The 21,729-nt window shown below is 41.5% G+C and carries 18 protein-coding genes; all 18 read right to left on the reverse strand.

Annotated elements, in window-relative coordinates; all coding sequences use genetic code 11:
• Position 1 precedes the first annotated feature (1 nt).
• Positions 2-427 carry a transcriptional regulator MntR gene (mntR, locus tag NST85_RS18985; protein WP_127190980.1) on the reverse strand — a complete coding sequence of 142 codons (426 nt, stop codon included), beginning with the start codon at positions 425-427 and terminating at the stop codon, positions 2-4.
• A gap of 119 nt (positions 428-546) precedes the next feature.
• Positions 547-1,260, reverse strand: a complete 714-nt coding sequence (locus tag NST85_RS18990) for a cytochrome c biogenesis CcdA family protein (protein ID WP_341190090.1) — start codon at positions 1,258-1,260, stop codon at positions 547-549.
• Positions 1,261-1,333: 73 nt separating this feature from the next.
• Positions 1,334-2,137, reverse strand: a complete 804-nt coding sequence (locus NST85_RS18995; protein ID WP_341190091.1) for a metal ABC transporter permease — start codon at positions 2,135-2,137, stop codon at positions 1,334-1,336.
• Positions 2,138-2,278: 141 nt separating this feature from the next.
• A complete protein-coding gene (locus NST85_RS19000; protein ID WP_127190983.1) occupies positions 2,279-3,037 on the reverse strand; it encodes a metal ABC transporter ATP-binding protein in 759 nt (252 codons plus the stop codon).
• Positions 3,038-3,067: 30 nt separating this feature from the next.
• The gene (locus NST85_RS19005) at positions 3,068-3,982 is read right to left on the reverse strand and encodes a metal ABC transporter substrate-binding protein (protein WP_445671185.1); all 915 of its coding nucleotides are present in this window, start codon (positions 3,980-3,982) and stop codon (positions 3,068-3,070) included.
• A 296-nt stretch (positions 3,983-4,278) separates the two neighbouring features.
• On the reverse strand, positions 4,279-6,285 hold the full coding sequence (gene metG / locus NST85_RS19010) for a methionine--tRNA ligase (protein WP_341190092.1): 2,007 nt from the start codon (positions 6,283-6,285) through the stop codon (positions 4,279-4,281).
• 64 nt (positions 6,286-6,349) lie between these two features.
• On the reverse strand, positions 6,350-6,574 hold the full coding sequence (locus NST85_RS19015; RefSeq protein ID WP_127190985.1) for a hypothetical protein: 225 nt from the start codon (positions 6,572-6,574) through the stop codon (positions 6,350-6,352).
• 56 nt (positions 6,575-6,630) lie between these two features.
• On the reverse strand, positions 6,631-6,900 hold the full coding sequence (gene yidD / locus NST85_RS19020; RefSeq protein ID WP_341190093.1) for a membrane protein insertion efficiency factor YidD: 270 nt from the start codon (positions 6,898-6,900) through the stop codon (positions 6,631-6,633).
• Position 6,901: 1 nt separating this feature from the next.
• Positions 6,902-7,363 carry a Fur family transcriptional regulator gene (locus tag NST85_RS19025; RefSeq protein WP_127190987.1) on the reverse strand — a complete coding sequence of 154 codons (462 nt, stop codon included), beginning with the start codon at positions 7,361-7,363 and terminating at the stop codon, positions 6,902-6,904.
• A 245-nt stretch (positions 7,364-7,608) separates the two neighbouring features.
• Positions 7,609-9,786, reverse strand: coding sequence for a copper amine oxidase N-terminal domain-containing protein (locus NST85_RS19030; protein ID WP_341190094.1), 2,178 nt, complete (start codon positions 9,784-9,786; stop codon positions 7,609-7,611).
• 214 nt (positions 9,787-10,000) lie between these two features.
• Entirely contained in the window at positions 10,001-11,626 is a 1,626-nt protein-coding gene (gene nagZ, locus NST85_RS19035; RefSeq protein ID WP_127190989.1) for a beta-N-acetylhexosaminidase, read from the reverse strand.
• 20 nt (positions 11,627-11,646) lie between these two features.
• Entirely contained in the window at positions 11,647-13,254 is a 1,608-nt protein-coding gene (locus NST85_RS19040; RefSeq protein WP_127190990.1) for a response regulator transcription factor, read from the reverse strand.
• Positions 13,251-15,077, reverse strand: a complete 1,827-nt coding sequence (locus NST85_RS19045; protein ID WP_127190991.1) for a cache domain-containing sensor histidine kinase — start codon at positions 15,075-15,077, stop codon at positions 13,251-13,253. Before NST85_RS19045 ends, NST85_RS19040 begins: the two co-directional genes overlap by 4 nt.
• Positions 15,078-15,140: 63 nt before the next feature.
• Entirely contained in the window at positions 15,141-15,968 is an 828-nt protein-coding gene (locus tag NST85_RS19050) for a carbohydrate ABC transporter permease (RefSeq protein WP_127190992.1), read from the reverse strand.
• A complete protein-coding gene (locus tag NST85_RS19055; protein WP_127190993.1) occupies positions 15,968-16,852 on the reverse strand; it encodes a carbohydrate ABC transporter permease in 885 nt (294 codons plus the stop codon). Before NST85_RS19055 ends, NST85_RS19050 begins: the two co-directional genes overlap by 1 nt.
• 115 nt (positions 16,853-16,967) lie before the next feature.
• A complete protein-coding gene (locus NST85_RS19060) occupies positions 16,968-18,350 on the reverse strand; it encodes an ABC transporter substrate-binding protein (protein ID WP_341190095.1) in 1,383 nt (460 codons plus the stop codon).
• A 208-nt stretch (positions 18,351-18,558) separates the two neighbouring features.
• The gene (pflA, locus tag NST85_RS19065) at positions 18,559-19,302 is read right to left on the reverse strand and encodes a pyruvate formate-lyase-activating protein (RefSeq protein WP_341190096.1); all 744 of its coding nucleotides are present in this window, start codon (positions 19,300-19,302) and stop codon (positions 18,559-18,561) included.
• A 60-nt stretch (positions 19,303-19,362) separates the two neighbouring features.
• On the reverse strand, positions 19,363-21,624 hold the full coding sequence (gene pflB, locus NST85_RS19070) for a formate C-acetyltransferase (protein WP_307396034.1): 2,262 nt from the start codon (positions 21,622-21,624) through the stop codon (positions 19,363-19,365).
• Positions 21,625-21,729 lie beyond the last annotated feature (105 nt).

A 21,729-nucleotide genomic window follows, 5' to 3' on the forward strand; every position in this document is an offset into this window, starting at 1 on the left:
TTTAAGATTCAGTAAGAATCTCCTGATGAACGTTGTTAAGATCTTCAATTCGAGAACTATCACGTTTGAAATATTCAACCAGCGTGGATATTCGGGTGATGGAGTCCCAGCTTAAATGATGCTCAATCCCTTCCACGTCACGATAAATGTTTTCATGTTCAACACCGATCATTCCCAGGAATTCTTCCAGCAGATGGTGACGATCAACGAGTCGTTTACCCACCTTCTTGCCTTTGCTTGTTAGTATTAACCCACGATATTTCTCATAAATCAAATATTCATCTTTATCCAATTTCTGAATCATCTTAGTTACAGAAGATGGATGAACCTCCAAACCTTCTGCAATATCTGAAACTCTAGCATATCCCTTTTCGTCGATCAGTTTATAGATACGCTCCAAATAATCCTCCATACTGGGCGTTGGCATTCGATAATAACCTCTTTTCAATGAGTTAACGGTAACTTAACCTTAATGAAACACTCTCTATTTATGATACATGTTATACTTGTCCCTTGGCAAGTGCGCATGAAGTTTGATCGTTTTTTTTAGAATTTAAGCCATTCTGGCGTTATTTGCTGTAACCAGATTGTAATCTGCGACATCCGATTAGTAAATAGTAGTACACCCATTAGCAACATAAGCGCTCCGCCAACTTTCATGATGATACCGGAATAACGGAGGATCCACTTTGTTGATCCAATAAAAAAGGCCATTGCAAAAAAAGGCAAGGCGAATCCGAGTGTATATGCGGTGATCATGCTTAACCAAACCCCTGGTTCACTTGCAGCAATGGCAATAATTGCAGCCAGGATTGGACCTACACAAGGTGACCAACCAGCAGCGAATCCAATCCCAAAAATAAAAGAGCCGACATATCCTGACGGCTTGAATTTCAAATTCATTTTACGTTCTTTAAGTAGGAACTGTGGCTGAAAAATCCCAAGCAAGAATAATCCCATCACGATAATTAGGATAGCGGAAAGTTGACGAATTAAGCTGCGATTAGCGTTGAAAAAATCACCAAACAATCCTGCTCCCAATCCCAACGTGTAAAACACGACTGAGAAACCAAGAATAAAAGCCAGCGTATGAGTCATCGTACGGAAACGAACTTCTCGCGTACTTTGCTCATCCTTCAATGCTTGTACCGACATACCAGTAATATAAGATAAATAAGACGGATAAAGTGGCAAACAGCACGGAGAGACAAAGGAAGCAACTCCCGCACCAAAAGCCAGCCAAACATTGAGATCAGCCATAATTACCTCCAAATCTTAATTGAGATAAGCTCTGAAATGATTGCCACATAAGATATTTTTTTATAATGCCTTGTTATGCAGAAAGCCCCTTTTTACCGAGAAGTGTCAAAATTAACATTGCAATTAATAGTAACACAATCGTCGCACCCGGCGCCAAGTTCCAAATCCCCGCAATCATTAATCCTGCTACAACGGCAATTTCAGCAATGATTACAGAGAAAACTACCGAAGATTTAAAACTTCTAGCAATAATCAGGCTGCAAGCTGCAGGAATTGTAAGAAGCGCAGACACTAGCAGTGCTCCGACAATTTTGATTGCAGTACTAACTACATGTGCAGTCATGATAGTAATGAGCATGTTTAGTAATTTAACTGGCAATCCACTTACAGCGGCAGCATCCTCTTCAAAACTGAGAAGGAAAAATTCTTTGAAAAATACAGCGATCACAGTAACCACAATTACAGTCACTGCACCAACAACATACAAATCTGTAGTATCTAACGTATATATGCTGCCAAACAAATAACTAACAACATCCGTATTGTAACCCATTCCAAGCGTAAAGAACAACGAAGCTAGCGCTACACCACCCGACATAATGATAGCTATAGATAATTCGGCATAGCCTTTATATGCTTTACGAAGCTTCTCTATCGCGAATGAAGCTATAACAGCAAAGATTAGCCCCATACCCACTGGGTACACCCCAACAAGAAACCCTAAGGCTACACCCGCTATCGTCACATGGGCAAGCGTATCCCCAATCATCGATAGTCGTCTAAGAACTAAAAAGATGCCAATCAGGGGGGCCGTAAGCCCTATCAGCACACCACCAGTTAGCGCCCTTTGAAAGAAATCAACCGTTAATATTTCCAAGTATCACAACTCCTCCAAGTTTTGCGAAGCAAAACTACTTCGTAAGCATAAGCCAAGTTTTGCAAAGCAAAACTAACATCGAAAGCATAAGCTAAGTTTTGCGCAAAACCACTTCATGAAAATTTATATTTTTATAAAAAACTAAGTTAGCGAGTGCTGCAAGTCAGGAATGGCGCAGTCCTGCTCATGCGAATGTCGTACATATAATTTAATTGCTCCACAATGATCACGTGGCTCCTGACCCAAATACCCTTCTATGATGTCGATATCATGCGATACCATCAGGAAAGTCATATGATGATGGGCATGCATATGAAAGATAAGCTCAAAGAAATCACTCTGTGTCTGTGCGTCAATTCCGACAGTTGGCTCATCGAGTATTAATAGATCAGGTTTATTAATAAGCGCTCTTGCCAGAAATACACGTTGTTGTTGTCCACCCGACAATTGTCCAATTCGCTTATCCGCGATATCGGTGATCCGCATAACTTCAAGTGCATCATCACACTTCTGCTGTTCAGCCTTCCCTACTCGGCGAAACATCATCTTGTTACTGTATAAACCGGATAACACTACTTCTCGCACTGTCGCAGGAAACAACGGATTAAATGCGTTCTTCTGTGGCACGTATCCGATTCGATCCCAATCACGGAACCGTCTGATGGGCTGACCAAACATCGAGATCTCTCCCTTAGTAGGTTTCAAAAGTCCCACCATCATGCGTAACAACGTCGTTTTGCCGGCCCCATTCGAACCAATCACTCCGACGAAATCTCGCTCCTTTACAACAAAGCTAAAATCGGAAATCACCTTTTGATCATTATAGGAGAAAGAAACATCATTAAGTTCAATAATTTTATCGTGACAATATCCCGCAGACGCGGCGCTATCTGATTTCATTTTGTTCATCCTTCCAGTTCAAGCTATTGCTTATTGTAAGACTAGAATTAAATTTTGTAAATTTCTTTCCATTAACGTGAAATAATTGTCGCCTGCTTGCTCTTGTTCTTTCGTCAACCCTTCAACAGGGTTAAGAACCAATGTTTTCACTCCTGTTTCGGATGCAAGAGTTTTTGCTAATTTATCTGATACTAGCTCTTCGAAGAAGATATACTGAATCCCTTCTTCTTTTACTAGTTTAGAAAGCGATATTAAATCTTGTGCTCTCGGTTCCGCTTCTGGAGACAACCCCATAATCGCATGTTGCGTCAACCCATAGTCACGACACAAATAACCAAATGCTTGATGCGATACGACAATCTCCTTATGTGTGGTCTTAGACAGTTGCTCTGTAAATTTAGCATCCAATTCAATTAATTTTTCACTCAAAGCCGCATAGCGGGATTCATATTTATCTTTATTGGTTGGATCTACTTCTACATAACTGTTCTTGATATTCTCTACCATTACTAATGCCGATTTAGGACTAACCCAAGTATGAGGATCAAGATGATGATCAGCTGACTCGTCTTGACCATGATCGTGATCGTCTTCGCCTTCTGCCGCGATGAGAGAGATGCCTTGGCTAACTTCAATTGCCTTTACATTGGAATCACTGCCAAAACCCTTCATGAAATTAGGTACCCAACCTTCCAATCCCGCACCATTATAAAGGAAAAGCTCAGCCTTGGAAGTATTCAAAATATCTTTACTGCGTGGCGTCCATTCATGCGGTTCCACACCTGTAGGCAATAAGTTAATCACATTCGCTTCCTCTCCTCCTATTTCCTTAGCGAACTCATAGATAGGATAGAAGCTTGTCACCACATTTACTTTCCCTGATACGATTTCGCCGCCCTCACTTTTCCCACAACCTGCGAGTATCAATATCAATATCATCATCATGAACGAGTACTTCCATACTTTATTTAAAGAAGCCACTAGATCTCTCCCTTTCTTATTCGTAATAATTACTATAAGGATTATAGGGTCATTTCCAAGTCATTGTCAACTTTTTTCCCGTCTCTGTCGCTGATCTTCTTAGGATCATAGAGATATTATTCAGGAATTATATAGTTATACCGTAAGTATCTCTGCAAATTACTAAACTCATTCTTAGACTTCTTAAACTATCTCTTAAAAGTAAAAAGAGCCATTCTTAAGGTTATATAAAACCTTTAGAATAGCTCTTTCAGATGATTCTATTTCACAACTGCGCCATTTGGCATACTAACCGGAACTGTAGCTAGTGTCAGGTTATCACCTTCCGAAGCAGCGAGGATCATCCCCTGAGACAACTCACCACGTAGTTTTACAGGCTTCAGATTAGTCACACAAATGACCTTACGGCCAATCAACTCATCCGGTTTATAAAACTTTGCAATACCGGAGACTACTTGACGGCGCTCAAATCCGAGATCCAGCTGCAGTTTAAGTAGTTTGTCTGCCTTTGGTACAGGTTCACAAGCGATTACCTCAGCTACACGAAGCTCTACCTTGGCAAAATCGTCAATTCCGATTTCTTCCTTGGTCTCCGGTTTAACCACTTCAGCGGACGAAGATGGTGCAGCTTCAGCAGCTAGAACAGGCGCTCCAGCATTCATTTCACTCACAATATAAGCAACCTCCTGCTCTGCATCAAGCCGCGGGAAAATCGGTTCCCCAATACCAAGCTTCGTACCTTCAGGGATAAGGCCAAAAGTTTTAGCACTTTCCCATGTAGTTAATTCTCCCTCACTGATCCCTAATTGTTCCCAAATTCTAGCCGGAGCTTTCGTTAAGAAAGGCTGTAGCAGAACAGATGCAATACGCAATGCCTCTACAAGATGAACCATAACAGAAGCAAGTTCTTCCCGTTTGGACTCGTCTTTGGCCAAGGTCCATGGCTGTGTTTCATCAATATATTTGTTGGTCCGACTAATAAATGCGCCAATGGCGGTTAGTGCTACAGAGAATTCTAGATTCTCCATGACTTCCTCCACTTTCTGAATGGTTCGTTGCGCCATTTCTTTCAACTCGTTATCAAATGCCGTCACATTTCCCTGATAGGCAGGAACTTTGCCATCAAAATATTTATTAACCATCGCTACTGTACGATTAAGTAAATTCCCCAAATCATTAGCAAGATCTGAGTTCACCCGTTCAACAAAGCTCTCCGGCGTAAATGCTCCATCCGACCCAAATGGAACCTCACGTAGAAAATAATATCTTGCCGCGTCTAGACCATAACGATCAATTAGCATGTTAGGATCTACAACATTACCTTTGGATTTGGACATTTTGCCTTCCTTCGTAAGTAACCAGCCATGTCCAAATACTTTCTTCGGCAATGGTAAATCCAAAGCCATCAACATAATCGGCCAGTAAATGGTGTGAAACCGGACGATTTCCTTACCTACCAAATGAACATCCGCCGGCCAGAATTTCTCATACTTCTCAGCATTATCCGTTCCATATCCAAGCGCAGTAATGTAGTTCGACAAAGCATCGATCCAAACGTATACAACATGTTTAGGATCTCCTTTAACCTTGACACCCCATTCAAAAGTTGTACGAGATACTGCTAAATCCTCTAGTCCAGGTTTAATGAAATTGTTAATCATCTCATTCTTACGGGACTCTGGTTGGATAAAACCTGGATTCTCTTCATAATATTTCAGTAATCGGTCAACATATTTGCTCATCTTGAAGAAATAAGATTCCTCTTTGACAAGTTCCACGGGGTGTCCACTCTCCGGACTTTTACCGCCGATGACTTCTCCCTGATCATTCTTTATCACATCCACTAATTGGGTTTCTGTGTAATAGGTTTCGTCAGGAATACTATACCATCCTTCATATTCCCCTTTATAAATATCACCTTGTTTCAACAACCGATCGAAGATTTCTTCCACGACGATCTTATGTCTAGGTTCAGTCGTACGGATAAAATCATCATATGAAATATCAAGCTTCTTCCATAGTTCTTTGATCCCACCGACAATATCATCAACGAACTGTTGCGGCGTCTTCCCGCTCTCCTCAGCCTTACGTTCGATCTTCTGTCCGTGTTCATCTGTTCCCGTCAAGTATAGTACATCATACCCCCGTAGCCGCTTATAACGTGCCATGGCGTCACCTGCCACCGTTGTGTAGGCATGTCCGATATGTAGCTTACCACTCGGATAATAAATCGGCGTTGTGATATAGAACGTTTTGTTTGCTGACATAAATTGTTCCTCCTCAATAATTATAGGCATACAAAAAACTCCCCCCCCATAATGGGACGAGAGATTACTCACGTGTTACCACCCAAATTCCCCATGTCTTCGCAGACAACGGGCTCTGTCGGTCTTTACGACCCTCCATTAACGCCGGATTCCGCGTCACTCCCTTACTATCAGCAAATGCCGCTAGCTCGAAAGCAATTCCTCCTGGACCATGTTCCAAAGCTGATTCAGACCGGTTTGCAGCTCCCCCGGCTCTCTGTTGCTGAACTCTTCCTTGTACTTCATCCATTCATCAGAAATGTATAAGTCTAATATTATGAAAAGATAGTAACCCTGTCAAGACGTCTATACCTGTTCCTGTTCCTGTTCCTGTTCCTTCTTGCCCCGAGTAGACTTTGGTGGAACAAGATCGATCCCCCCCGGATGAAAGGGATGACATTTTCCAATCCTTCTCGCCGCCAACCAAGAACCCTTAATTGCACCATGAACTTCAATGGCTTCCAACGCATAGGCAGAGCAAGTAGGATAGAACCGACATGTTGGAGGCTTCAAAGGTGAGATAAATTTACGATAGACATGGATAGGACCCTGAACTACTTTGCGCATGACAGCCATGTTAAGAGAGCCCATCCTGCTGTGATGGTGACTGCGACGCCTCTTGACTGACAGGACGACAGTCTTTACAGTAACCAAAAACTTCGAATTTATGTTTCACCACTTGAAACTGATCCGGTGCATCGGTCAATGGCATAGGGCAAAAATGAATCGGATATGTTCTCTCACATTGCAAACAAATCATATGATGGTGGTGTTGATCCTCATTACAACTGGCTCTAAATTTAAGACCGTCCTCGAACATCACTTGCTCCAGAACCCCAAGCTCGTCCATCACTCGCAAATTACGATATACAGTATCGAAACTGAGTCCGCTGTACTGCTTCCCCATATATTCATATACGTCCTTTGGTGTTAAATAACCATTCCGCTCTGCGAACAGTTTGGCTAGACTCTTCCGCTGATCGGTAATCCGTAATCCTCGGGCAGACATGACCCCGATAATTTGGTCTGTTGACAGCATATGACTTTCCTCCCGTCTAAACCTTCAAACATGTAGCTTATTTCTTCTAATAATGCCTTAAAAAGACGACAGCGTCAATGTTCATAGACGCCAAGAAAGATATCCCTAGCATCATATTTGAATAAAAACGAACCGAAAATTTTACTCAAAAATATAACAATAAGGACGCGGCTATGATACTCCGCGTCCTCTACTACTTTACCTAGGAGCCTATCTCCATAGGTAGCATCGATTTGATATTATAACTAATGTTTGATCTCCGGCAATGGTTGCAGAAGAAGGTTAACGGACAAGTTACTACCTGGTGCAGCAGTGAACGTGAACTCAACCGTTTGTTCCCGGTCTCCTGAACGGAACAGTACACTGTTCTCGTTAGGTGCTGACAGACTACCCGAGCTAGATAATTGGACAATCTCCCCATTAACCATCATGGATCCGTAATATCTTCCCCCACGAGGATTAAAGGTGATCAAAGTATTTGGTGCTACACGATACAACTTGATCTTGTAGACAACACCGAAGTTACCTGAGTTCATTTGATATTCGCCTTGAGGACCCGTACCTATTTGGAAAGGATCAGTGGAATTATCAGCAATCATGAGGCGGACTGGTGAATCACCAACTAATTCATTGTATTCAATATTACGATTGGCGTCCATATAGGTGCCGCGGTTATGCACATCCGCCGCCAATAGATCCAACGTAGGCAGTGTTTTAAAAGGATCCTTATTTGCATCAATCATAATAACGTCGTATTGAAGGGTATGATCGCTATACAAATCTGAGTATAGAGAAATAACTTCTCCCGGTTTCATAGGATTAGCATTCAACTCCGTCATGACAATCTTACTTTCACCTGGAGCAATCCACACATCCTTATAATCTTTTCCTGTTTGCAAGGATTCATAATAACGATTAACTGAAGCTCTACCCGCCGCTGTTGCGTAAGGAGATGGTCCACCGAATCCCATAGTGGTTTGTGTCAAACGTGTTGTTTCCGTATTCTTATTGGTAGCAATGACATACATCTTCACATTTTTACCCGTAGAATTCACATGGTGGATCATAAAACGTGTACTACCCGTTGCCGTTTCAGTGTACACACGTCCTTCGGAATATACGGTTTCTGGGCTGTTGCTACGAATTAAGGTAGTAGGCTCAGATGTGAACGAGTAATTCACTTTGGTCCAACTTGGAATTACTGTACCATCAAATGTATATTTTTCCCCTACAGGGGTAAAGATTTTATTAAATTCATCTTTTGTATACAATACTTCATCCGTAATTGTGATTGTCTTCTCTACCGTTGAGTACAATCCGTATTTATTTGTAACTTTCAAGCGAATGGTTGTTGGTCCTGGATTAAAGAAGGCAAGCTCCTTATTTTCCCATACCCGATCCTTGATTGAGTTTTCTTCATCTGTACTAAAATCCGTATAGTTAATCAGTTCACCCATTTTGTAAGTATCTTTATCTGTTGTAAAGTTCGCTACAGGCGGTGTATGTGGCTTAACAACATTTAAAGTAAGGGAGAATGGATTACTCCACTGTCCATTAGAATCTTTTACGCGATAAGTAACCAGATAGCTACCCGGGGTGGTAAAGGTGTCTTCACGACCTTCCCATTGTTCTTCAACGATTTCTAAACCCGATGGAGAATAGGAATTAGTTGAGTATTGAACAACAGTCTCACCAGCAACGATCTCTTTGTTTCCTACACTAAAAGAGGCCACTGGATTAGTAGAAAGACTCAGAATAACCCGCTTCCCAGGCTGATCAACTGTATATGGGATATTCAAAGCTCCTGTAATTGCAGTCAGAGGAACCATGAAATTGTTTTTTGCTGAGTAAGACGTACCTTTCATCGGCTTAACTACGCCATTAACTTTATAAGTGCTTTTGTTAAATTGGAAACGTAATTCGTCACTGCCGCGTGTAATTATAGTTTCTTTCGTCTTATTATCAAAGCTTAGTTGTAATCCAGCGCGTTCTACAATTGCCCGGATCGCAACGTAAGATACACCTTTCTTAACCTCCATTGGGTTCCCTGCAATAAACAAACTACCGTTCTGATACATCTTATTGCTGTTCATCATCAAGATTAGTTCGCCTGTTCCGGCCGCAGTCGTCGCACCTGGATCAACTGGATTTGTAACTGGTTCTGTAACTGGTTCCGTCACAGGAGGGGTTACTTCACCTTCTGTTCCCTCTGCTCCATCTTCCACTATGTCCGATTCATTACTTAATTCGGTTCCGTTATTCTCTAGTTGATCCTGATTCTGATTTGTCGAATCAGGTGTATTGACCGATTGTTCTGCTACGTTTGTAGTACTATGGACAGCCTCTTCTGCACTTACAGGAAGGACCATCGCCACTTGCGAAGTAACTAATATCGCGGTGATGAGTATTCTTTTGAAATTCATGCCTAAACCCCTTCTGCTCACAATTTATGACTCTCTGATTATATTCACATAGTATTTAACGCTGTTAACGAGAAAAAGTTGCTATTTATTATTGCAATGTAAAAACCGCATAGAATAACCACAAATGCGGTATCCTACCCGGTTCTTATAAAAAGTTATTATTTAGGTCAATTTTGGAGAATTATTACGAGTGATACTCTTGTAAATAAGTAAATTAGAGGCCATGTCCTACGGGATACTCAGAGTTTAGACTCACTGGAAGTATACCTTTTGGAGCCAGGTTTCCCGTTAATACTTTGGCAAGTGCATCTAGTGAAAATGACCGATTCTCATATAGACACAAGTACGTGCCGATTTGTGGAAATCCTAGTATATCATATGGATTCCGTGTAGAAACAACAATTAACTCTGATCCTTTTTTTGTATGCAAAGCTTCAATCAAACGGCGCTGTCCTTCAGGGATTTCACCTTCCGAAGTATATGTCACAACGATGATTTGAGAAAATTCGCCACTTTGTTCAAGTACGGACTGTATTTCTTCTTCTGTTGGATGCGTACCGATAATACTGAGTACAATATCATCAACATAAGACTCAAGTGCATCTCCAAGACTATATACATGTACGGATGGTTCATCTACCTCTGTCCGATGCCGCAGTTCCGGCCATACGACCAGTACAGGCTGATCTTTATGTAATGGAAGATTACCCGAATTATTGACCAATGTTACACTGTGCTCAGCAACCCGACGTAGCAGTGATTCACTCTCTATAACCGGTGTCAGAGAGATCTTCTCTGGATTAAAAGTAGCTGCCAAATCAATATCGTTGATTCGCTTAGCCTTTAGGGCCAAGACTCGCTCAACTGAAGTGTTAATTTGATCCTCGGTTAAAGCACCTTGAATGACCGCTTCTCGCACTGCTTGAATCGCATTGACTTGATCCTCTAAGGTATGACTTACTAGCACAATATCCGCACCCGCCTGAATAGCTTGAACTGCGCCTGCAGCAATGCCATAATGCTTTGAAATAGCATGCATTTCGAGGCAATCGGTAACGATAACTCCCTCAAAACCCATTTCTTCTCGCAATAGATCATGAAGTACTCGACGAGACAATGTCGCCGGGATATCCTCAGGCTCAAAGGCCGGGAAAATCACGTGTGCTGTCATAATCGCATCAGTCCCTGCCTCAATAGCTTTACGGAAGGGAAGTAACTCTACACGGTTCAATCGATCCTTATCATGTGGAACTACGGCCAATCCAAGATGAGAATCTACCGCGGTATCCCCATGTCCCGGGAAATGTTTAGCTGTTGCACTGACACCTTGGCTCTGATATCCCCGAATTGCGGCAGCACCATGTTCAGCAACCCGCTCCGGGTTTTCACCGAAAGACCGAACCCCAATAACTGGATTGCCAGGATTGTTGTTAACATCAACACAAGGAGCAAAATTTAAATTAATACCTAGACCAAGCATCTCTTTAGCTGCTAAAACAGCTACCTCTTCAGTAAGAGTCAAGTCATTTGCAGCACCCAGCGCCATGTTTCCTTGAATCCGGCTTACACCGTCATGATCCAAACGCGAAACCATTCCGCCCTCTTGATCTATTGAAATAAACAACGGTATTTCAGCCTTACTGCGTGGAAGTGCTTGCAAATCCCGTGACAGCGTAGCTAGTTGTTCTATCGTTTGTACATTGCGGCGGAAATAAACTACACCACCAACATGAAGATCACTAACTAATTTTTTAATTTGATCATCTGGAACAAGACTATGAAAACCGCAAATAAATAATTGACCAATTTTCTGTTCTAATGTCCATGTAGATAAATCCATTAATGGGTCACCTTCTTTGCCTATGATTCGGTTGAATCCTTCAAACGAAACTCCGATGGAGTCATCCCGGTATATTTCTGAAAAACTTTCGTGAAATAACGTCGTTCATGATAGCCAACAGCAGAACCAATTTGAGTAATCGATTTATCGCTGCTAATAATCAAGGTTTTTGCCACTTCCATACGTTGTTTAGTAAGATACTCAACAAAAGTCTCGCCGAATTGGTTCTTAAACAAAAGACAGAAATAACTGCAACTGATTCCAAGATATTCGGAAATATCTTCAATTCCAAAGTCGTTTTCTAAATTATGCTGAATATAATTTTGCGCTGACATCATGAGTAGTTCCGAGGACTTTTTGGTTGAGAGTGAATCTCGTGATCGCTCTATCAATAAAACAATTAAAGATAGCAACTCTTTAAGACTCAACGATTCTTGAAGCCTTTGCCAAATATTCTCCTCTTGCTCCCCCGATAACATTTGCAACTCACGCATTTCACGAAGTAAATGGATCAATAGATAATGTAGCAACTTCTCCGATTGGCCCACACTATTCTCATTTAAATGGCCTACAAACGATTTCAGTTCTTGAGTGATTTGAACAAGAGATTCCTGATTTCCGTTACGAAGCCCAGCACTCAATTTCTCAATCCAGAGCCATTTCGACTCGGTAGCACTTAGTTCCGGTCCGGAATACTCCATATTCGCGGTATCCGTATCCAAAAACCATTCACTCGAAGGATTAAGGATTAATTTTTTCTGCATTCTTTGGTATGCCATCGATAACTCTTTTAATGAGAAAGGATTCTGCTCTAATGACATTCGGATAGACATTCCGGCATTCTCGTCAATAATAGTTTGCAGAATAATCAATCCTGGGTACAATTGTTCCTTTGTAATCCGAGAGTCCCTCTCCGGGGAAGGGAAAATAACACACCATTCTCCCTCCCGGATTTGCAGGACCGTTTTATCTTTAAGTATCGGACTGAAAATATCTTTCAGCATATTCTTGATTTGAAGATTCCATGCTTTCCGCTCGTAAGCGGTCCAGGATATAGACCGGTGGGCATAACCCTCCAGGTCTAATAACAAGACGGCATATCGTTTCTCATTGGCGAGCCCGTCTTCTTCATCCCACAGTACGCCTTCTTCTTCCGTTTCCTGTCCCAACAACGAATGAAGCATATAATTTTCATTGGCCAGGTAAGCAACCCTGTTCAATTTCTGCTCCTTGTTCTGCTTCTTTCTCTTCTCTCTGATCTGACCGGCAATATTCCGAACCGTCTCTTCCAGCTCAAAATAATTGATCGGCTTACAAATATAATCCTTTACACCATGCCTAATAGCCGTCTTTGCATACTCGAATTCCTGATAACCTGTTAAGAGTAGAATCTCGCAAGTTAATCCCCTATTCCGGATTTCCTGTAGCAAAGTCATCCCGTCCATTACTGGCATGCGGATATCACTTAAAATTAAATCGGGTTCATGCTGGATAGCTGCATTTAGTGCATCCACACCATTCTTGGCCAAACTAACAATTTCAATGTCCATATCCTCCCAAGGAAGTACCTTGGATAAATTGTTTAGAATGTGGACCTCATCGTCAACTAGCAAGGCTTTCAGTCTCAATTTTTATCACCCAATTCGTATTTAGGAATCACACATTGAATAATGGTACCCTGTCCCGGCTGCGAGCAAATAAATAACCCAGATTTACTACCATACTTAAATCTCAACCGATCAAACACGCTTCGTAGCCCCAATCCCCGACGCTCATGATTTGGATACGGCTCAATCAAGTCGTATTCTGGATCATCTATATCCGCGTATTGAATGGAAGATAATTGCTCGCTCGTCATACCGATGCCATTATCCTCAATTCTCAGCAAGATCCTGTCTTCTTCCATGATACCCGTAACCTTGATCTTACCTATATAGTCGATGCCTTCAAAACCATGCTGAATACTATTCTCCACTAGCGGTTGAAGCGTGAGTTTGAGAAGAAGACAGTTCATCATCTCATCAGGAATATCAATGTGATATTCAAACAATTCATCAAATCTAAACTTCTGAATTTCCAGATAACTCCGAAGATGTTCTACTTCCAGACTCAGTTTGATTTCTTCTTTGTCTTGAATACTAATACGCAGAATACTGGCAAGACGAAGCACCATCTCACTGACCTTACGTCCTTCATTCTGAACGGCCAACACATTGATTGATTCTAACGTATTGAACAGAAAATGCGGTTTGATTTGCGCTTGCAGCACCCTCAGTTCGGCATTCGCTTTCTGAAGTTGCTCGCGCTTTACCTGATGAAACAATTCATTGATTTTGTCCATCTGATTGTTAAATCCTTTTTGCAGCAGCAGTAGCTCGTCATCGCCCTTCTCATCCACTCTCGCGTTCAGATCACCGTCCTCGACTTTACGCATAAAGCGCACGATTACGCCGATCGTCCCCGTTATCCGATTCATGAAGACTAGGTTAAAGAGCATCGCTGTCAGTACACAAATACAAATGATAGCAACAAACCATTTCGCAAACGTGGTCAGTTCTTTGGACAAGTAACTCCATGAAGTAACTGATACAAGACTCCAAGGATATTCCTTCAAATTGTAAATCGAAATAATACTTTCTTCCCCGTTAAATTTCCCTTTGAAACTTTGATAGTCAGCACTAAACTTATAATCTGGTTTCATATAAGACTGAATTGACTGCCCGTCCAGCTCGGATTGATAGTCATACAATATGAGCCCTTTGTCATTGACGAGCATAAACCGGGTATCACGCATATTACTTCCCAATTCCAAATTTTGAAATATCTTCTCGAATTCCCAGTCCTTAATCTGAACGACAAGAACTCCTACTCTGTGAAAGTTGCTAAGATCCTTAATTAGACGAATCTCCGTGAATACTTTATCTGATCCTGTCAGTTCCGGATATTCATGTGGAGCAATCCATTTCGGCATTCCTCTGAGGGACATCACCTCATTAAAGAGAGGGTGTTCCTTAAATTTCTCATAAGGTAATGTTTGAAAGTTTTCTTTATTAAAAATTGAAATGACATTTGAATCCCCAACACCACCATTAACATTGTACAAAAATGCATAATCGATGGCTGGATGGTTGTACAGCAAGGAACGGAAATTCTTCTGGTTGGCATTGAGTTCAAGCTGAGTAGTCGCCGTCAGATTTTGCGAATCAGGATCCTTTGCAACAATTGCTGCCTGAAAGACACCCTTAGCAATCCCCGTGTCGGTCAAATTATCCATTTCATGAAATACGTTCTTGATACTGTAACTGATCGCTTTAAGCGAGTATTCAGCTTGTTGACTATGTCTCGACTCGATAGAGTTGAACGTCACGAAGAAGGTAATAATCCCAAGAACAAAGAGCGGGATAATCACGAGTGCGATAAAGGCAGTAAATAATTTGATTCGCAGATTCATAGGCGCAGCTCCCTAATAGAATACTATGCGTATTCGAAAAGTAGAGACCCTATTCAATCTCTATTATCCTTTTACGCTGCCCGCCGTTACCCCTTCGATAATCTTCTCTTGCAGAATCGCATAAATGATCATTACAGGAAGCACGCTGAAAACAATACCAGCTGACATTTGGGCATAGTTGGTGTTATAAGCATCTCTAAAGCCGACCATACCTATTGGGAGTGTCTTTAATTCGTTGCTAGATATGAAATAGTTCGCTAGCAAGAATTCGTTCCAGTTCCCGAGAAAGTTTATAATGAATACGGTCACAATAGCAGGTACTGTAAGCGGTATTATAATTCTAGCAAATAACCCTGCTGGCCTCAACCCATCAATTACCGCCGCTTCCTCTATTTCCCCTGGAAGAGAACGCATAAACGCCGCAAGGATAATAACCGTGAACGGAATCGCATTTGCTATATATGGTAAGAACAGAGCCATACGCGTATCTAAAATGTTTAAGTTTCTCATAATCCCGTAAATCGGAAGGAGGAGAGAGTTATTCGGAATCAACATACCAACCAGAATTAATTGAAATATAATGGCACTCACTTTTTTGTAACGCATCCGTGTCACAGCAAATGCCAGCATCGCTGCTAATAAGATGGAAACACACGCGGCTACCACACCAATATACAAACTGTTAAAGAAATAAGTGCTAATTTTGGCATTCACCCAAGCATTCACATAGTTATCAAACATAATGGAGCTAGGAAGTCCAAACGGATTGGATGCAATGGCTTGGTTATTCGATTTTACCGAAGAGAATAGAACGAACAAGAAAGGATATAGAATAATGAGCAGATAACCCATCAGAAAGATATGCGGTATTAATTTTTTGAGTGATCTCATTAGTATTCAATCCTTTCTGTACGTTTAGCAATCAAGACTTGATATAGTACCGTGATAATCATAGTGAATACAAAGATTAGTATAGCGATTGAGTTACCAAAGCCATGTCTAAAGCTTGTGATTGCATAACGGATCATATAAGTAGCCATAACATCCGTTGAACCAGCAGGTCCACCTTTAGTCATAACGAGGATAATATCCGCCGCTTTCATTGCACCAGCTACTGACAACATGATTACTACAGAAACGATTGGCATAATGAGCGGAAGTGTAATTTTGACGGCTCTTTGGAAGCCAGTCGCACCGTCAATCGCCGCCGCTTCATCCAACTCTTTCGGAATGGCAAGGATTGCTGCAAGTACCATAATGATATAAAATCCTGTCCACTGCCAAGCATTCGTGATTAGGATCGAAATCATGGCCCACTTTTTATCAGATAACCAGTAGATCGGCTCAACTCCGAATACACCGAGCAACTCATTTAGAAGACCGAAATCCGGGTTATAGATAAAGCCCCATAATATACCGATTACTGCTGTTGACATAATGGAAGGCATAAAAACCGCTGTTTTGTAGAGGCCTTTTAGTCTCTTCACATTCGCAATAAGTAAGGAGAAGATTACGATAAGTGGAACCTGAACTAAACAAGAGAAGAAAATGAAATATACATTATTTCGTACAGACTTCCAAAAGGCAATATCATTAAATGCTGTCACATAGTTGTCTAGTCCAATATAAGTCATGGTTTTTGATATACCATTCCAACTCGTCAAACTATTATTAACCGCTGTAAAGATTGGGTAAATGAAGAACCCAAGAAATAAAATGAATGCCGGCAGTATAAATAGAATGTAGGTCAGAGGGCTTTTAAGTGCTTTATTCATGATAACCTCCGTAGTTTGTGCCTTGTAAAAAATGTAAAAGTTCTTTAATTTTAAAAAGGGCGCCCCCCACATGTTACGAGGCGGGCGACACCCTTTCATAAAATAATTTAGATGATTACTTAGTAGCGTTTGCCGCTTCTTGAGCCGCTTGCACATTTTCCAACATCTTAGCTGCATCGAACTCGCCGCCAATTACTTGTTGAATACCCATGCTTAGCGCAGTGTTAACTTCTGCTTGAACTAGAGCATCAAATGCAGGGAATGAAGTTCCGATTTCACTAACTGCTTTGAATATGTCTTGCATTAGAGCATCGTCAGAAGTAGCTTTCATTTGATCCAAGCTAATTTTCATAGCTGGTAGAACGCCGTCTTCTTTCAGACCACGAAGTTGCATTTCATCAGTCCACATGTTCTTGATGAACTCTGTTACAGCTTGCAGTTTACGAGGATCTTCAGCAACTGCACTGGAGAAACCATAACCATTGTTAGCATCTTGCATTACAATTATTGGATCGCCAGCATTTACTGGAGGCATATTGAAGTATCCGATTTTTCCAACCATGTCACCAGCTTGAGCAGGATCTCTGAATACTGAGTTCGCCCATGATCCGTCCATCATCATGATAGCTTCGCCTGTAATAACTTGGTTTCTCATGTCAGCGTACTCAAATCCAAGTTCACCTTTTTTGTAATAACCTTTTTCAACCCATTCTTCATGTTTAGCAACTGCTTTCACTACGTTCGGATCAGTCCATTTAGTAGCGCCTGTTTTGAATCCGTAAGTGATGTCAGCTCCTGCATAGTATGACCACAGGTTGTTCGTAGTCATCAAAGGAATCCAAGCATCTTTAGATGATTGTGCGAAAGGAATTTTGCCGTCCGATTTGATTGCTTCTGCAACTTGCTCAAGTTCAGCAATTGTTGTAGGAACTTTAAGTCCTTTTTGTTCGAAATATTCTTTATTGTAGAAATATCCTTCAATCGAACCACCGATAGGAAGACCGTAAATTTTATCTTCGTAAGTAAATGGAGCCAAAGTATTGAATTTTTCCTTGATGCCCAGATCATTCAAGATCGAAGTCAGATCCAGCATCAAACCTTCTTTTGCGTATAGAGCAGCATCTGGGCTACCGAATACGTCAAACACTTCTGGTGGTTTACCCGCAGCCATTTCGCCTCTCAGCTTTTCTTTACGGTTAACTTCAGAATCTACAGCATCAAGCTTAATTTTCAGGCCAGGAACTGCTGCTTCTGTTTGCTTAACTACATCTTCTAGCATAGCTAGACGGAATTTCTTAGCTTCCCCTACTTGAGTGTGACGAATTGTGATTTCGAACGGTTCATCGTTCACCTTCACCTCGGCAGCGTTATTTGTCTTAGCTGGTTCCGTAGTGGGAGCGCTTTCTTTTTCTGTGTTATTGTTCTTTCCACAACCTGTGACTACTGCCGATGCTACGAATATCAAAGACATTAATAGCAGCAAACTTTTTTTCTTCATGTTTCTATGACCCTCCTCAAGATTGGTTTGTGTTACATCTTTATTATAGAAAGCGCCTTCAATTTTGGTAAGGAGGACATATTTCTATTATAGGGATAATATCATCTAGTATGTAAAATGAAAACGGTTAAACCCCACAACTCGTGTTAGGTTTAACCGTTTTGGTTAATTTTTTCAGTTATTTCTGTAAACTTTCATGACATGTATATTACTTCGTTGCAGCAACTACCTGCTGCCGCCCCTCTTCAATCAAGCGATTTGCCCGTTCAATTTCGTCAGAAGTAGGTGATGGAACACCCTCCAACTCATATTCCCAACCGAGCTCTTGCCATTTGAATACACCCATTTGATGATATGGAAGAATTTCAAACTTCTCCACTGCATTCAGGCCACCAATGAATCTACCCAATTTCAATAAATCTTGCTGATCGTCATGAATACCAGGGACATAAACGTGGCGGATCCACATATTACGATTATGATCAGATAACCACTTTGCCATATTCAGCATTCGTTCGTTTGATTTACCTGTCAACTTAATATGCTTCTCATCGTCAATATGCTTCAAATCAAGCATAACCAAATCAGTGACATCAAGAAGTTCGCGAATTTTATCCCCTTCATTATAACCGTTGGTATCCAAAGTCGTATGAAGGTTCCAACGTTTCTTCACTTCTCGAAATAACTCCGTAACAAACGGGGCCTGTAGTGTCGCTTCCCCGCCGGATACAGTTAACCCACCGCCTGATGAACGGTAATAGCTCAGATAAGGTTCGATTTCAGATAGAACCTCTTCCAAAGTCATCTCTTTACCGTCCGTCAGACTCCAGGTATCAGGATTATGGCAATACTGACATTTCAGCAGGCAGCCCTGCATAAAGAGCACGAAACGTATACCGGGGCCATCAACCGTTCCGAAAGTTTCCAATGAATGTATTCGACCTTTTAGCATCTTTCGTCACTCTCCATTCGGCTACTCAGTATAAATTGCTACATTTAACTGGTAAAGGAATTACATCGAACCATGGAAGGTCCGGTTAATTACATCAAGCTGTTGCTCACGTGTCAATTTGATAAAGTTAACTGCATAACCCGACACGCGAATTGTAAGCTGTGGATAGTTCTCTGGATGATCCATAGCATCCATCAATTGCTCACGATCAAACACGTTTACGTTCAAGTGATGTGCATCACTACCGAAATAACCATCCAACATTGATACGAGATTAGATTTACGTGTTTCTTCTTCTTTACCCAATGCCTTAGGTACGATTGAGAAGGTATTAGAAATACCATCCAAACTATGTTCATACGGCAGTTTAGCAACAGAACTCAAGGAAGCGAGTGCACCTTTCTTATCGCGACCATGCATCGGATTGGCACCTGGAGCAAATGGTTCGCCTGCTTTACGTCCATCCGGTGTAGTTCCTGTTTTCTTACCGTAAACGACATTAGATGTGATTGTCAACACAGATTGAGTCGGCAATGCGTTACGATATGCTTTATGTTTGCGAATCATGCCCATGAATGACTCTACCAATTCAACGGCAATTTGGTCAACCATATCGTCGTTGTTACCGTAGCAAGGGAAATCTCCTTCAATTTCAAAGTCGATTGCAATGCCATCTTCATTACGGATAGGTTTTACTTTAGCATATTTGATAGCACTTAAGGAGTCAGCCGCTACAGACAAGCCAGCGATTCCGCATGCCATCGTACGGAGAATATCGCGATCATGCAGCGCCATTTCGATCCGTTCGTAGGAATATTTATCGTGCATGTAATGGATAACGTTAAGTGTATTCATATACAGTTTAGCAAGCCATTCCATCATCGGTTTGAAACGTTTCATGACTTCATCGTATGTCAAGTATTCAGAAGTGATAGCCGGAAGTTCAGGACCAACTTGTGCACCAGACTTCTCGTCTTTACCACCGTTAATTGCATACAACAAAGCTTTAGCCAAGTTCGCACGAGCACCAAAGAATTGCATTTGTTTACCGATTTCCATCGCGGATACGCAGCAAGCAATACCGTAGTCATCGCCATAGATCGGACGCATCAAATCATCGTTCTCGTATTGGATCGAACTTGTTTCGATTGATACTTTTGCACAGTATTTCTTGAAGCCCTCAGGTAATTTTTCAGACCAGAGTACAGTCAAGTTTGGTTCCGGTGCAGGTCCCAAGTTATATAAAGTATGCAAGAAACGGAAGCTGTTCTTCGTTACACGAGTCGCGCCAGATACGGACATACCACCTAGTGATTCTGTTACCCAAGTAGGGTCACCACTGAATAGATCATTATAATCAGGAGTACGCAGGAATTTGACGATACGTAGTTTCATAACGAAATGGTCAACTAGCTCTTGAGCTTGTTCTTCTGTCATTGTGCCTTCAGCTAGATCACGTTCAATATAAGCATCAAGGAATGAAGATACGCGTCCTAGTGACATTGCCGCACCGTTTTGTTCTTTGATTGCTGCTAGGTATCCAAAATATACCCATTGGAATGCTTCTTTAGCTGTATTAGCTGGCTTGGAAATATCAAATCCATGTGCTGCTGCCATTTGTTTCAATTCGCCAAATGCGCGAATTTGCTCAGATAATTCTTCGCGAAGACGGATAACATCTTCATCGATTACATCAACCTCAAGATTGTTGAGGTCTTGTTTTTTTTGTGCGATAAGGAAATCCACACCGTAAAGTGCTAAGCGACGATAGTCACCGATAATCCGTCCACGTCCATATGCGTCTGGAAGACCTGTGATAATACCTGCTTTACGAGCGGCTCTCATTTCTGAAGTATATGCATCAAATACGCCTTGGTTATGCGTTTTGCGGATATTCGTAAACATGTCTACGATGTCTTTTGGAAGCTCAAAGCCATAAGCTTTACAAGCATCGATCATCATTTTAATGCCGCCAAATGGTTGAATTGAACGTTTGAAAGGAGCATCCGTTTGAACACCTACAACTTGTTCCTTATCTTTGTCCAAGTAACCTGGAGCATGTGAGACAATCGTTGATGGTGTGTTAACATCTACATCAAGTACCCCACCAGCATCGCGTTCTTTCTTAGTTAGATCGGAAACAATCTCCCACAAAGCTTTAGTATTCTCAGTTGCGCCTTGCAAGAAAGATTCGTCACCAGTATAAGAAGCAATGTTACCCTCGATAAAATCGCGGACATTGACTTCCTTCATCCATTTGCCTTTCTTAAAACCTCTCCAACCCGACTGTACTTCCTTTACTTCTCTTTCAATCACCGACATCTGTATTCCCTCCATTTATATAGTTTGGAGTACGCGGTTTGAAGGATATTTTTCCGCGCCTCATGATTCCTTTAATTTGTGATAAATTTCACATTTCGGACACTG

This window comes from Paenibacillus sp. FSL K6-2524 (assembly GCF_038005525.1).
Classification (GTDB): Bacteria; Bacillota; Bacilli; order Paenibacillales; family Paenibacillaceae; genus Fontibacillus; species Fontibacillus anaericanus.

What these genes read in the sequence shown, in the direction of transcription:
- metG (WP_341190092.1), bottom strand. Translation starts at nt 6,285, where the DNA reads ATGTCAGCAAACAAAACGTTCTATATCACAACGCCGATTTATTATCCG.
- NST85_RS19045 (WP_127190991.1), bottom strand. Translation starts at nt 15,077, where the DNA reads ATGAATCTGCGAATCAAATTATTTACTGCCTTTATCGCACTCGTGATT.
- NST85_RS19050 (WP_127190992.1), bottom strand. Translation starts at nt 15,968, where the DNA reads ATGAGATCACTCAAAAAATTAATACCGCATATCTTTCTGATGGGTTAT.
- NST85_RS19025 (WP_127190987.1), bottom strand. Translation starts at nt 7,363, where the DNA reads ATGCTGTCAACAGACCAAATTATCGGGGTCATGTCTGCCCGAGGATTA.
- NST85_RS19030 (WP_341190094.1), bottom strand. Translation starts at nt 9,786, where the DNA reads ATGAATTTCAAAAGAATACTCATCACCGCGATATTAGTTACTTCGCAA.
- yidD (WP_341190093.1), bottom strand. Translation starts at nt 6,900, where the DNA reads ATGGCTGTCATGCGCAAAGTAGTTCAGGGTCCTATCCATGTCTATCGT.
- NST85_RS19015 (WP_127190985.1), bottom strand. Translation starts at nt 6,574, where the DNA reads ATGGATGAAGTACAAGGAAGAGTTCAGCAACAGAGAGCCGGGGGAGCT.
- NST85_RS19060 (WP_341190095.1), bottom strand. Translation starts at nt 18,350, where the DNA reads ATGAAGAAAAAAAGTTTGCTGCTATTAATGTCTTTGATATTCGTAGCA.
- NST85_RS19055 (WP_127190993.1), bottom strand. Translation starts at nt 16,852, where the DNA reads ATGAATAAAGCACTTAAAAGCCCTCTGACCTACATTCTATTTATACTG.
- nagZ (WP_127190989.1), bottom strand. Translation starts at nt 11,626, where the DNA reads ATGGATTTATCTACATGGACATTAGAACAGAAAATTGGTCAATTATTT.
- NST85_RS19005 (WP_445671185.1), bottom strand. Translation starts at nt 3,982, where the DNA reads ATGATGATGATATTGATATTGATACTCGCAGGTTGTGGGAAAAGTGAG.
- NST85_RS19000 (WP_127190983.1), bottom strand. Translation starts at nt 3,037, where the DNA reads ATGAAATCAGATAGCGCCGCGTCTGCGGGATATTGTCACGATAAAATT.
- pflB (WP_307396034.1), bottom strand. Translation starts at nt 21,624, where the DNA reads ATGTCGGTGATTGAAAGAGAAGTAAAGGAAGTACAGTCGGGTTGGAGA.
- NST85_RS18990 (WP_341190090.1), bottom strand. Translation starts at nt 1,260, where the DNA reads ATGGCTGATCTCAATGTTTGGCTGGCTTTTGGTGCGGGAGTTGCTTCC.
- pflA (WP_341190096.1), bottom strand. Translation starts at nt 19,302, where the DNA reads ATGCTAAAAGGTCGAATACATTCATTGGAAACTTTCGGAACGGTTGAT.
- mntR (WP_127190980.1), bottom strand. Translation starts at nt 427, where the DNA reads ATGCCAACGCCCAGTATGGAGGATTATTTGGAGCGTATCTATAAACTG.